At 56.2% G+C, this 13,170-nt stretch carries 11 protein-coding genes; 10 read left to right on the top strand and 1 reads right to left on the bottom strand.

Annotated features, from left to right (window positions below; all coding sequences use genetic code 11):
• Window positions 1–128 precede the first annotated feature (128 nt).
• The 7 genes from SSARUM_RS15825 to araD all read left to right on the top strand — a co-directional run bounded on the left by SSARUM_RS15825 (window position 129) and on the right by araD (window position 7,826).
• Window positions 129–1,196: a zinc-binding dehydrogenase gene (locus tag SSARUM_RS15825; protein ID WP_043147711.1), complete on the top strand. Its 1,068-nt coding sequence runs from the start codon at window positions 129–131 to the stop codon at window positions 1,194–1,196.
• Window positions 1,197–1,339: 143 nt separating this feature from the next.
• A complete protein-coding gene (locus SSARUM_RS15820) occupies window positions 1,340–2,257 on the top strand; it encodes an ABC transporter substrate-binding protein (RefSeq protein ID WP_015378502.1) in 918 nt (305 codons plus the stop codon).
• 54 nt (window positions 2,258–2,311) lie between these two features.
• Window positions 2,312–3,802, top strand: coding sequence for a sugar ABC transporter ATP-binding protein (locus SSARUM_RS15815; RefSeq protein ID WP_033655112.1), 1,491 nt, complete (start codon window positions 2,312–2,314; stop codon window positions 3,800–3,802).
• On the top strand, window positions 3,799–4,788 hold the full coding sequence (locus tag SSARUM_RS15810) for an ABC transporter permease (RefSeq protein ID WP_033647979.1): 990 nt from the start codon (window positions 3,799–3,801) through the stop codon (window positions 4,786–4,788). The genes SSARUM_RS15815 and SSARUM_RS15810 overlap by 4 nt, the downstream gene beginning before the upstream one ends.
• Window positions 4,789–4,796: 8 nt before the next feature.
• Window positions 4,797–6,284 (top strand): FGGY-family carbohydrate kinase, encoded by a 1,488-nt coding sequence (locus SSARUM_RS15805; RefSeq protein ID WP_043147710.1) that lies wholly within the window; start codon window positions 4,797–4,799, stop codon window positions 6,282–6,284.
• Window positions 6,271–7,140, top strand: coding sequence for an L-ribulose-5-phosphate 3-epimerase (locus SSARUM_RS15800; RefSeq protein WP_060430329.1), 870 nt, complete (start codon window positions 6,271–6,273; stop codon window positions 7,138–7,140). The genes SSARUM_RS15805 and SSARUM_RS15800 overlap by 14 nt, the downstream gene beginning before the upstream one ends.
• Window positions 7,134–7,826, top strand: a complete 693-nt coding sequence (araD, locus tag SSARUM_RS15795) for an L-ribulose-5-phosphate 4-epimerase (protein WP_033632583.1) — start codon at window positions 7,134–7,136, stop codon at window positions 7,824–7,826. The genes SSARUM_RS15800 and araD overlap by 7 nt, the downstream gene beginning before the upstream one ends.
• 6 nt (window positions 7,827–7,832) lie before the next feature.
• Here araD and SSARUM_RS15790 read toward each other — a convergent pair whose 3' ends face one another.
• Complete coding sequence (locus SSARUM_RS15790) at window positions 7,833–8,837, bottom strand: LacI family DNA-binding transcriptional regulator (protein WP_060420277.1); 1,005 nt, start codon at window positions 8,835–8,837, stop codon at window positions 7,833–7,835.
• A 260-nt stretch (window positions 8,838–9,097) separates the two neighbouring features.
• Here SSARUM_RS15790 and SSARUM_RS15785 point away from each other — a divergent pair, with 260 nt between their 5' ends.
• The 3 genes from SSARUM_RS15785 (at window position 9,098) to SSARUM_RS15775 (ending at window position 13,120) form a co-directional block, all read left to right on the top strand.
• The gene (locus tag SSARUM_RS15785) at window positions 9,098–10,111 is read left to right on the top strand and encodes an SIR2 family protein (protein ID WP_072264893.1); all 1,014 of its coding nucleotides are present in this window, start codon (window positions 9,098–9,100) and stop codon (window positions 10,109–10,111) included.
• A gap of 9 nt (window positions 10,112–10,120) precedes the next feature.
• A complete protein-coding gene (locus SSARUM_RS15780) occupies window positions 10,121–11,854 on the top strand; it encodes an ATP-binding protein (RefSeq protein WP_060437426.1) in 1,734 nt (577 codons plus the stop codon).
• Between the two features lie 228 nt (window positions 11,855–12,082).
• The gene (locus SSARUM_RS15775; RefSeq protein ID WP_060430327.1) at window positions 12,083–13,120 is read left to right on the top strand and encodes a restriction endonuclease; all 1,038 of its coding nucleotides are present in this window, start codon (window positions 12,083–12,085) and stop codon (window positions 13,118–13,120) included.
• Window positions 13,121–13,170 lie beyond the last annotated feature (50 nt).

Below are 13,170 nucleotides of genomic sequence, written 5' to 3'. Positions count from 1 at the left end.
CCTGGGTGTTTGATGATTAATTTATTGAAATTTATCACTTTATAACGTTTGTTGTTTTTTGTTGGATAAAAATGACAACGTCAACATTAAGAAAATTCAAGCGTTTAACAAGTGTATTGGAGGAAGAGATGAGCCAGTTGCCGGAAAAAATGCGCGCGGTCGTTTGCCACGGCCCGCAGGACTATCGTTTCGAACAGGTGCCCACGCCGTTGCCGAAGGCGCGCGAGCTGGTGATCAAGGTGGAAGGCTGCGGCATCTGCGCCGGCGACTGCAAGTGCAAGAACGGCGCGCAGATGTTTTGGGGGGAGAACCCGTGGGTCAAACCGCCGGTGGTGCCGGGGCATGAGTTCTACGGCCGCATCGCCGCGCTGGGCGAGGGCGCGGAAGGCAAATACCAGCTCGGCGAGCGGGTGATCGCCGAGCAGATCGTGCCGTGCTGGGAGTGCCGCTACTGCAAATCCGGCAGTTACTGGATGTGTGAGACGCATAACATTTACGGTTTCCAAAAAGACGTGGCGGAGGGCGGCATGGCGGAGTACATGCGCTTTTCCGAGAACGCCATCGTGCACAAGATCCCGGAAAGCCTGAGCCATGAAGACGCGGTATTGATTGAGCCGATGGCCTGCGCCATTCACACCGTGGCGCGCGGCGACATCCAGTTGGACGACGTGGTGGTGCTGGCCGGCGCCGGGCCGCTCGGGCTGTGCATGGTGCAGGTGGCGCGCCTGAAGACGCCGAAGAAACTGATCGTGATCGACGCCATCGACGAGCGGCTGGCGCTGGCGAAGGAATTTGGCGCCGACGTGGTGATCAACCCGCTGAAGGAAGACGCCGACCAAGTCGTCAAATCGCTGACCGGCGGCTACGGCTGCGACGTCTACATCGAGGCCACCGGCGCGCCGATCGGCGTCACCCAGGGGCTGCAGATGATCCGCAAGCTGGGCCGCTTCGTGGAGTTCAGCGTGTTCGGCAAGGAAACCACCGTCGATTGGTCGATCATCGGCGATCGCAAAGAGCTGGACATTCGCGGCGCGCACCTGGCGCCCTACAGCTACGAAATCGCCATCGATCTGTTCGAGCGCGGGCTGGTGACCTCCAATGGCGTGGTTACCCACAGCTATGCATTGAACGACTGGGACGAAGCCTTCGCCCTGGCGGACTCGACCGACTCCATCAAGGTGATCCTGGTTCCCTGACCCTCCCGCTGTACCGCTGTACCGCTGTTGCAGTCACGACCGCCGGCCCGCTCGCAATGAGGAGCCGGCCGGTCGGCCAAACGTAAAGACATGCTGTTGCTCTGATAACCACAACAAGAAGCTTCCCTACAGGAGAATTGGCTATGTTTTCATTATTCAAAAAGACCCTGCCTTTTATCGTCGCCGGTGGAATGTTGGCGGCCAGCCATGGGGCGCTGGCCAAGCAAATCACTATCGGTATGTCGTTCCAGGAAATGAACAACGACTACTTCGTCACCATGAAGCAGGCGCTGGATCAGGCGGCGGCGGATATCGGCGCCAAGGTATACGTGGCCGATGCGCGCCATGACGTCGCCAAACAGATCGGCGACGTGGAAGACATGCTGCAGAAGAAGGTAGACATTCTGCTGATCAACCCGACCGATTCGGTGGGGGTGCAGTCGGCGGTGATCTCCGCCCATAAGGCCGGCGCGGTGGTGGTGGCGATCGACGCGCAGGCGGAAGGGCCGCTGGATTCGTTCGTCGGCTCGGAAAACTACGACGCCGGCTTCCAGGCGGGTGAATACCTGGCGAAAGCGCTGGGCGGCAAAGGCAAGGTGGCGATCCTCGACGGCATCCCGGTGGTGCCGATCCTGGAGCGCGTGCGCGGCTTTGAAGCGGCGATGAAGAAATACCCCGACATCAAGATTGTCACCAAGCAAAACGGCAAGCAGGAGCGCGACACCGCGCTGACCGTGACCGAAAACATGCTGCAGTCGGCGCCGGATCTGGCGGGCATCTTCAGCGTCAACGACGTCGGCGCGCTCGGCGCCCTGGCGGCGATCGAAAGCAACGGCGCCAAGGTCAAGCTGGTGAGCGTCGACGGCCAGCCGGAAGCCATCAAAGAGATCCTCAAGCCGAACTCGCCGTTTATCGCCACCTCGGCGCAGTTCCCGCGCGACCAGCTGCGCATCGCGCTCGGCATTGCGCTGGCCCGCTACTGGGGCGCCACGGTGCCGAAAACCGTGCCGGTGAAAGTGAAGCTGATCGACCGCAGCAATGCGGCCGGCTTTAGCTGGTAACAGCGGCCAGGTTTGCCCCGCTGCGGCGGGGCGTTCGGCGCGGAGGGCAATGCGGTGACACCTTTACTGGAACTGAAGCGAATAAAGAAGAGCTTTCCCGGCGTGAAGGCGCTGGACGGCATCGATCTGGCCATTCAACGCGGCGAAGTGCACGCCCTGCTGGGCGAAAACGGCGCCGGCAAATCGACGCTGGTGAAAATCATGTGCGGCATCTATCAGCCGGACGAGGGCGATATTTTTATCGACGGCGAGCAGCGCCGCTTTAACAACTATCGCCAGGCGATCGAGGCCGGCGTCGGCATTATTTTTCAGGAATTCTCGTTGATTCCCTACATGAGCGCCATCGACAACATCTTCCTCAACCGGGAGATCAGGAACCGCTGGGGCCTGCTGGATCGCCGGGCGATGCGGCGCAAGGCCGAGGCCATTTTCAAGCGGCTGACGGTGGCTATCGATCTCGATTGCCCGGTGGAGCAGCTGAGCGTGGCGCAGCAGCAGTTCGTTGAGATCGCCAAGGCACTGTCGCTGGAGGCGCGGGTGCTGGTGCTGGATGAGCCGACCGCCACGCTGACGCCGGGCGAGGCCGAGCACCTGTTCAGCGTGATGAACGATCTGCGGCTGCTGGGCGTCGGCATGGTGTTTATCTCGCACCACCTGGACGAGATCTTCACCATCTGCGATCGCATCACCGTGCTGCGCGACGGCGCCTACATCGAAACGCTGGCTACCGGCGACACCAACGTGGAAGAGCTGGTGCGGCTGATGGTCGGGCGCAAAATCGAGAACGCCTTCCCGGTGAAACAGCACCCGGTCGATACCGCGACGGTGCTGCTGGAGGCGGAGATCCAGCGCGAGAAGCACGGCGCGACCGACCGCTTCCACCTGCACAAGGGCGAGATCCTCGGCTTCGCCGGGCTGGTGGGCTCCGGGCGCACCGAGACCGTCTCGGCGCTGATCGGCGCCAGCCGCTGCCACCGCAAACGCGTCAGCCTCGGCGGCCAACCGGCGGCGCTGCGCTCCCCGGCGCAGGCGCTGGCGCAGGGCATTGGCCTGCTGCCGGAGAGCCGCAAAACCGAGGGCCTGGTGCTGCCGTTTTCGGTGGCGCAGAACATCACCCTCAACCGGCACCACCGGCGTGGCAAGATCTTCGTCAGCGCCCGTAAGGATCGCGACGTGGTGCAGCGGCTGATCCGCGCCGTGGGGGTGAAAACCCCGGACGCTGAGACCGCCGTCAGCACCCTGAGCGGCGGCAACCAGCAGAAGGTGGTGATCGCCCGCTGGCTCAACAACGACTGCAACATCCTGATCTTCGACGAACCGACGCGCGGCATCGACGTGGGTGCCAAGGCCGAGATCTACCAGCTGATGCAGCAACTGACCCAGCAGGGCATCTCCATCATCATGATTTCCTCCGAACTGCCGGAGATCATCGGCGTGTGTGACCGCGTGCTGGTGTTTCGCGGCGGCCACATCGTCGCCGAGCTGACCGGCGACGACATCGAATCCAACCACATTATGCTTCACGCGACCGGGAGTGCCTTATGATCGGAATTGAACAACCCGCCGTGGCGCGCCGCGCCGCCGGCCCCAGCCTCGGCAAGCGCTGGGAAAAACTGCTGCATCACCCGGCGGTCTTGCCGTTTATCGGCTTCGCTGTCCTGTTCGTATTGATGAGCCTGCTGAACGACAGCTTCCTCAGCGTCAACAACCTGACCAACGTGGCGCGCCAGGTGTCGATCAACGCCATCATCGCGGTGGGCATGACCTGCGCCATCCTGACCGGCGGCATCGATCTCTCGGTGGGGCCGGTGATGGCGCTGGCCGGCTCGGTCGCCGCCGGGCTGATGCTGGCGGCGGTGCCGATCCCGCTGGCGATGGTGGCGGCGCTGGCGGTCGGCGCGCTGTTCGGCCTGGCCAACGGCGCCTGCATCGCCTATCTGCGCATGCCGCCGATCATCGTCACCCTGGCGTCGATGGGCATCGCCCGCGGCCTGGCGCTGCTCTATACCGGCGGCTACCCGATCTCCGGCCTGCCCGACGTGTTCGCGTTCTTCGGCCGCGGCACGGTGCTGGGCATTCAGGTGCCGATCCTGATCATGCTCGGCGTGTACGTGCTGGCCTGGCTGATGCTCAATCAGCTGCCGTTCGGCCGCTACGTCTATGCGATGGGCGGCAACGAAGAGGCGGCGCGGCTGAGCGGCATCCGCGTGCCGCGCTACAAGATGCTGGTGTACGTGATCAGCGGCCTGACCGCCGCGCTGGCCGGGCTGGTGCTGACCTCGCGCCTGATGAGCGGGCAGCCCAACGCCGGCGAAGGCTTCGAGCTGGACGCCATCGCCGCGGTGGTGCTGGGCGGGGCGGCGATCTCCGGCGGGCGCGGCGCCATCGTCGGCACGCTGGTGGGGGCGATGATGCTCGGGGTGCTCAACAACGGCCTCAATCTGATGAACGTGTCGCCATATATCCAGAACGTGGTGAAGGGTGGCATTATCCTGGCCGCCATCTACCTCAGCTCCGTGCGGCGCAAATAGGAGGCGCGATGGCAGTCTTTCTTGGCATAGACGTCGGCGGCACGGTGATCAAGGCCGGGCTGTACCGGGCAAACGGCGAAGAGCTGGCGATCGCCGAGCGCGACGGCGCGGCGATTGCCGCCCAGCCGGGCTTCAGCGAACGCAATATGGACGCGCTGTGGGATGACGTCTGCGCGGCGATCCGCCAGACGCTGCACGCGGCGGGGTTGGATGCCGGGCAGGTGCGCGGCGTCAGCTTTTCGGCGCACGGCAAAGGGCTGTACGCCATCGATCGCCACGGCAAACCGGTCGGCAACGGCATCCTCTCTTCGGACAACCGCGCGGCGGCCACCGCGGCTGAGCTGCGCCGCGCCGGCGTGGACGCGCAGACCTACCCGCGCAGCCTGCAGCCGCTGTGGCCCAGCCACCCGGCGCTGCTGCTGCGCTGGCTGAAGCAGCGGCAACCGGCGCAGTACGCTGCCGTCGATCGCATCCTGATGGCGCACGACTACCTGCGCTTTCGCCTCACCGGCGAGGCGGCGGCCGAGGTGACCAACATCTCCGGCAGCAACCTGTTTAACCAGCACAGCGGCGCTTACGATCCGGCGCTGATGGCGGCCTTCGGCATCGAAGAGGCACAGGAGAAGACTGCGCCAACGATCGGTTCGGCGCAGCTGGCCGGGCGGGTGACGGCCGCGGCGGCGGCGCAGTGCGGCCTGCGTGCGGGCACCGCGGTATACGGCGGCCTGTTCGACGTGGTGGGCGCGGCGCTCAGCTCCGGCGTGGCCGACGATCGCACGCTCAGCGCGGTGGCGGGCACCTGGTCGATCGCCACCTGCGTGACCGAGTGCATCATTCCCGCCGATTACCCCTACGCCTGGGGGCGCTACTGCATCGACGGCCGCTATTTCGTGCACGAAGGCAGCCCGACCTCGGCCGGCAACCTGGCCTGGTTCCTGCGCCAGTTTTGCGCCGACGACCGGCAGCGCTACGCCCAGTTCAACGCCTGGGTGGCCGAGCGCCGCGAGCAGCCGAGCGGACTGCTGTTCCTGCCTTATCTGTACGGCTCCAACCTCGGCGGCAACACGCCGGGCGGGCTGATTGGCCTGAGCGCCCACCACGAGATGGCAGACGTGGTGCAGGCGATCTACCAGGGCATCGTGTTCTCGCACCTGATCCATCAGGAGCGCATGGTGCAGCTGAACCCACGCATCGAGCGGGTGCGCATGACCGGCGGGCCGACGCAGTCCGAGGTGTGGATGCAGATGTACGCCGACGCCGGCAACCTGCCGCTTGAGGTGGTGGAAACCCGCCAAAGCGGCTGCCGCGCCGCCGCCCTGTGCGCCGCCGTCGGCGCCGGGGAGTACGCCGGGTTCGCCGAAGCGATCGCCGCCGCGCCGCCCAAACTGCGCTGTTATTATCCCGCGACCGCCGCCCATCGGCGCCTGCGCGCCCAGCAGGCGCGCTATCTGGCGGTCGCTCAGGCTTTGAGTGAGGTGACTGATGCAAACGACTAACGCCGCCTGTCTGGGGCTGTATGAAAAGGCGCTGCCTGCCGATCTGAGCTGGCCGCAGCGGCTGGCCACCGCCGCCGAGCTGGGCTTTGAATTTGTGGAGATGTCGATCGACGAACAGCCGGCGCGCCAGCAGCGGCTGGACTGGGATCGCCGCCAGCGGCTGGCGTTTATCCAGGCGCGGCTCGACAGCGGGGTGACGGTGCCGAGCCTGTGCCTGTCGGCGCACCGGCGCGATCCGTTCGGCAGCCATGACGCTGCCACCCGCGAGCGGGCGCGAGTGCTGATGAGCAAGGCGCTGGAACTGGCGACGGATCTCGGCATCCGCAGCATCCAGCTGGCGGGCTACGACGTCTATTACGAACCCGCCGATCGCCACAGCCGCGAGCGTTTTATCGAGGGCGTGCAGTGGGCGGCGGCGCAGGCCGCCAGGGCGCAGGTGATGCTGTCGGTGGAGGTGATGGACACGCCGTTCATCAACAGCATCAGCAAATGGCGCGACATCGCCCGCCACGTCAACAGCCCGTGGTTCACGGTGTATCCCGATCTCGGCAACCTCAGCGCCTGGGGCAACGACGTCGCCGCCGAGCTGGCGCTGGGCATCGGCAGCATCACCGCCGTGCACCTCAAAGACACCGTGGCGGTGGGGCCGGGCAGCGCCGGGCAGTTCCGCGACGTGCCGTTCGGCGAAGGCTGCGTGGATTTCGCCCACGCCTTTGCCGTGCTCAATGCGCTCGGCTATCGCGGCCCCTACCTGCTGGAGATGTGGGCGCGTGAAGATGGGCAGGATAAGCAACGCATCGCCCAGGCCAAGGCCTGGATCGAACAACAGATGATTGATGGAGGCATCGCATGCTGAACGAACTCAAGCGGCAGGTGCTGGCCGCCAACCTCAGCCTGCCGGCATACGGGCTGGTGACCTTTACCTGGGGCAACGTCTCGGCGATCGATCGCCAGAGCGGGCTGGTGGTAATCAAGCCTTCGGGCATCGCCTACGAGGCGATGACGCTGGAGGATCTGGTGGTGGTGGATCTGGAGGGCAAGGTGCGCGAAGGGCACCGTAAGCCCTCATCCGACACCGCCACCCACCTGGCGCTGTACCGCGCCTTCGCCGATATCGGCGGCGTGGTGCACACCCACAGCCGCAACGCCACCATCTGGGCGCAGGCCGGGCAACCGATCCCGGCGCTGGGCACCACCCACGCCGACTACTTTTACGGCGACATTCCCTGTACCCGGCCGATGAGCGAGGCGGAGATCGCCGGGGATTACGAGGGGGAAACCGGCAAGGTGATTATCGAGACCTTCAACCAGGCGGGGCGCGATCCGCAGCAGGTGCCGGGGGTGTTGGTTTATTCCCACGGCCCGTTCGCCTGGGGCAAGGACGCGGCGGATGCGGTACACAACGCGGTGGTGCTGGAAGAGGTGGCGATCATGGCGATGGCGACGCGCCAGCTGGCGCCGGCCATCGCCCCGATGCAGCCAGAGCTATTGGACAAACATTTCCTGCGCAAGCACGGCAAACACGCCTACTACGGGCAATAGCGCCCGTCAGCGATTCAACAGCGAGCCGGTGAAGAACTCTCTGCGCACCGGCAGCTCGCCGCGCGGGCTGTGAATGGCGCTGAACAGCAGCTCCGCGGCGATCTCCCCCAGTTTCTGCGTATCGTGATACACCCCCGGAATGTGCAGGCCGTAAGCGCCGGCGCGCGGCGGTTCGTCGATCGAGAAGAACTTCACCTGTTCATAAAGCCCCATCTCGTGGCAGATGGCGATGGCGCCCAGCGTGATGATGCCATTCAGGCCAATGATATAATCCGGGCGGTTCTCCGGCTGCGCCAGATAGGCGCGCACCTCGCTCTCTTGCGAGGTGAAATCGTAGTCGCCGTTGATGATGTGAATCTCACGGCCGCTGCCCTGCAATGCCGCGACGATGCCGGCGGTGCGCGTTAGCGTAATTTCCGAATCCGCCGGGCCGCCGATGATCAAAAGTTTCTTCTCCGGCTGCTCCGCCAGATAGCGCCCGGCCAGCACGCCGATCTCGCGGTTATCGAGGAACACGCCGCTCAGCTGCTGATCGTAAAGATCGCGGTCGATCAGGATCAGCGGCACGCCGTACACCTCGGCCAGCTCGAGATAGGCGGGGCGGTAGCGCTTGTCGTCGCGCACCGCCGACAGCAGGATGCCGCGCGCCTTGTAGCCGAACAGCGCCTGAATGGCGCGCATTTCCGCCTCTTCGCTGCCGTCGGTGTCGAACAGCATGATCTGGTAGCCCTGCTGACGCGCAATGCGCGACACGGTCTTGATCAGGCCGGAATAGAACGGGTTGTACATGCTGCTGGTGACGATGCCGATAATCTGGCTGCTGCTGCTTTTCAGCCCCTGCGCGAAGGCATTGGGCACATAGTTCAGCTCTTTGGCGATGGCGTGAATGCGCTCGCGGGTTTCCGGCTTGACCAGCTCGGGCTTATTGAAGGCGCGGGAAACGGTGATATTGGTCACCCTGGCGCGGCGGGCGATATCCACGATAGTGGCATTGGGATTGGCTTTCGACACCGTCTTTCCTTGCGTTATGCCTCAACAGATCCCTTATTGTAGGGAAAGGGCGGGGGCGGTGCTAGGGGGGAAAGCTTAGTTTCACTGGATAAGGAGGAGGGAATAAATTTGCTAATAACTAATAATTTAATTATTAGTTATGAATTAATTGATCAGATGTGTTTTTATAAGCTGTGCTAAGGCGGAGGGAGGTAGAAATCTATTGAAAAATAGGTGCGTCAGCGCTAACTTGGTTTCATCATAACCTCTAAGAAATTAAAATGACCGAATTCAACTATCAGAAACAAGCACAAGATTTTTACGGCAAAGCTCCCGTTATTATATTAGGCAGTGGTGCTTCAGCTGCATACGGAATGTCTGGAATGTCAGGGCTTGCAAAGCATTTGGTTGCTGAAACTGATCTTACTGGTTTGTCTAAGGACGAAATTATTGCTTGGGAACACTTTTGTCAAGTATTACAGGATGGAGTAGACCTAGAATCTGCATTGCATAAAGTTGTTGTTTCTGAAATTCTCACCGCTAGAATTATTAAATCGACATGGGGGCTCATTAATTTTGAAGATATTAATATTTTCAATTTAAGTCTACAGAATAATGCAATGTTTCCACTGAGTCGCTTACTTGAACATATGTTCAAAAGTAGTCTTAGAGTAATAAATATAGTAACAACAAATTATGATCGTTTGGCTGAATATGCCTGTGAGCAAGGGCGAATTCATCATTTTACTGGGTTTACATATGGTTTTTTTCGTCAGTTGGCTACACCAAGTGAAATAAGTGTTAGTCGTCGAGTTAATATTTGGAAAGTACATGGTTCTGTCGACTGGTTTCAGTCACCAGTAAAAGATACTATTGCTTTGTCAAATATTCATGATGTTCCAGAGAGTCACGAGCCGCAAATAGTTACACCCGGTACGCAAAAATATCAAAAAACTCACTTAGAGCCATTTCGTTCCATCATCAAAAATGCGGATGAAGCCATAAATTCTGCCTGTTCGTATTTGTGTGTCGGTTACGGATTTAATGACGAGCATATTCAACCAAAACTAATAGCGAAATGCCTTAGAAATAAAGTTCCCATAACTATTATTACCTATACCCTTTCTGATGCTGCAAAAAAACTAATTATCGAAAGTAATGCGCAAAATTACCTTGCAATAGAGCGAGGAGATACCGATGATCAATCTATAATCTACTCTTCTTTGGCTAAGGCACCTGTGACTGTTGAAAAGAACCTCTGGAGCCTTGAAGGTTATCTGTCACTAATCATGTAGGAAGAAGGTATGTCTATTTTCAATTTTAAAGATGAAGACGCACTTGGAAGTGTTACTTCCGTTGATACGACAAATGTTATCGTAGATGTGGAAAATATTGATCAGCTGAAAAGATTGCAAGTTAACCATCTCGCAGTTCTCCAAAGTAGTCGGCCAGGGCAACACCTCATCGGCCTTATAACACAGGTGACGCGTAAGCGAGGTATCGAAGATATTATTAATAATGGTGTCAATGATAAAAATTCCGAACTAAATTTATGTCGTATCGCTTTGATTGGTACGATGTTGGATCGTGATGGTACGAAGGAAAACGTATTCCGTCGTACTCTTGAAAGTGTTCCAGAAATAGATGCTAATTGTTTCTCACTGGAGGGAGAAAATCTAACGAGTTTCATGCGTATTCTGTCTAACGTATCTGCAGACGGAAATGCCCTAACACTTGGTAAATATACGCTTGACGAACAGGCTGTTGCTTATCTCAATGGAAATAAATTTTTCCAACGGCATGCATTCATCGGAGGCAGTACAGGTTCCGGCAAGTCTTGGACGACAGCTAAAATTATTGAACAGATGTCTGGTCTTACGACGGCAAATGCAATTGTATTTGATCTTCATGGTGAGTATGCTCCTTTAGTTGGCAAGGGAATTCAGCATTTTAAGGTTGCTGGTCCGGCTGATGTTGAGGTAAAAAGAACTATTAGTGATGGAATCCTTTACTTGCCATATTGGTTGCTTTCGTATGAAGCGCTTGTATCAATGTTTGTTGACCGCAGTGACCAGAATGCACCTAACCAAGCCATGATTATGGCTAGAGAAATCAACCTAGCGAAGCAAAAATATTTAGAAGATATTGGACAGCAAGACATTTTGAAACATTTCACCATAGACAGCCCAGTTCCGTTCGAGCTTAGTAGTCTCATGAAACGTTTGAATGAAATTAATGTTGAAATGGTTCCTGGTGCTAAGCCTGGTACGGAAAAACAAGGTGATTTCTTCGGTAAACTTGCTCGCATGATTTCCCGCCTAGAAAATAAAATCTACGATAGGCGTTTAGGTTTCATGTTTAATGGTGGTAATGATATTCTGGATTTCTGCTGGCTTGACAGTTTTGCTAATGCCGTACTCGGTAGTGCTGAGGAGAATGGCAAGGCTGGAATAAAAATTATAGATTTTTCAGAAGTTCCATCGGATGTTTTGCCATTGATTGTTTCTCTGGTCGCTCGTGTCACCTTTTCAATTCAGCAATGGACTCCATCAACGTTGCGTCATCCAATTGCTCTCCTATGCGATGAAGCCCATCTATACATGCCCCAGCGCAATATGGCAGATTCAGCGGATGACATTTCCCTAGATATTTTTGAGCGAATTGCAAAAGAAGGGCGTAAATATGGGGTTAGCCTTGTGGTAATAAGCCAGAGACCTTCAGAAGTGAATAAGACAATGCTTAGCCAATGTAGCAATTTCGTATCCATGAGGTTGACCAACTCTGAAGATCAAGGGGTTATTAAGAGATTACTACCAGATAGTCTTGGGGGATTTAGCGATATACTTCCTACTTTAGATACCGGTGAGGCTTTGGTTGTTGGCGATGCTAGCTTGCTTCCTAGTAGGATTAGGATTGATGAACCGAAAAACAAGCCAAATAGCGGTACGGTTAATTTTTGGGATGAATGGCAAAAGCCAGTCAAGGAGCACCGTTTATCAGTTGCCCTTGAAAATTGGCGTAAGCAAAGCATTCAATGAATCTATAGTTATTTTTACATCTTTAGCAGGATTATATAACTTGGCTAAATCATCGTTTATTTTGTCAAATTTATTAATTGGTTCTGCTATATGATGTTGTGTTTTAAATGATGATATAATGCACTGTTTATTTTATTTTTTAACCATTATATAGCATCAACTCAGATAGGATGCTCGAGATGTCTCTGTCTTGTTGTAGTTTCTAATATTAAAAAAGGATGTAACGACATGAATAAAATTAAACCAACTTGGCAGCTATTCGAAAATCTTGTATGTCGTATCCTGGAGGTCAACTTTTTTAGGGTAAATAAGAATAACCTCAGAGGAAGCGAAGGATTTGACTTGCTTGCAGATTTTGAAAATCAAAGCTGGGCTATTGAAGTTAAATACTATCGTACAGCACGTGCTCAACCATCACTTATTGATGTGGCTGCGAATCGTATAGCGAATAATGGTGTGGCCGCAGGGGTTGAAAAGGGAATGTTGGTTGTCTCTTGTGTTCTCTCTCCTGAATTACGAGAGGCCCTTGAAAATAGATTTAGTATTACTTTTTTGGATCAAGCGGACTTAAGGGCACTGTGTGGTCCACATCCTGAACTCGCGGAGGAATTGGATGCATTGTTGGAAGTCAATCTAAATGAGACTCTGACACCTTCCCTTTACCGTAAAGATAATAGGTTAATAATTAGAGACATTGGGCTTCTAGAAAGTGGGCGATTTGAGCAGCGAGATAGTAAAGGGACGAAACTTTGCAATGAGCTACAGAGTATAAAAAAAGGAAAAGCATCTTGGAGTCAGTATGAACGAAAATGTGAGGAGATTCTCAAGTATTTATTCCATAACGATCTTCAAGGTTGGCACTCACAAAAAAGAACTGACGATGGTTTAAACCGTTATGACTATATTTGTCGAGTGAGGCCAATTACTGAATTTTGGAAGTTTGTTATTGAGCATCTTGATAGCCGTTATGTGCTTTTCGAGTTCAAAAATTATTCAGGTAAAATAAAGCAAGGTCAGATACTCACTACTGAGAAATATCTTTTGGAAAAAGGCCTCAGACGTATGGCAATTATTATGACAAGGAGTGGCGCTGAGGAAAATGCAGTGGTAATGACTCAAGGAGCCATGCGAGAACACGGAAAACTAATGCTCATCCTCAACGATGAAAAAGTATGTGAGATGCTTAAAATGAAGGAGCGTGGTGACGATCCAACCGATTGTTTATTTGAAATTGCGGATAACTTTTTGCTGACACTTCCCAGATAAATCACAATAAAGGGACTAAAGGTTATCATGTTATAAATGTTTATATACAA

This window comes from Serratia sarumanii (genome assembly GCF_029962605.1).
GTDB lineage: Bacteria > Pseudomonadota > Gammaproteobacteria > Enterobacterales > Enterobacteriaceae > Serratia > Serratia sarumanii.
The sequence above is the reverse complement of the archived record's forward strand: the minus strand, read 5'-3'. Positions and strand labels throughout refer to the sequence as shown.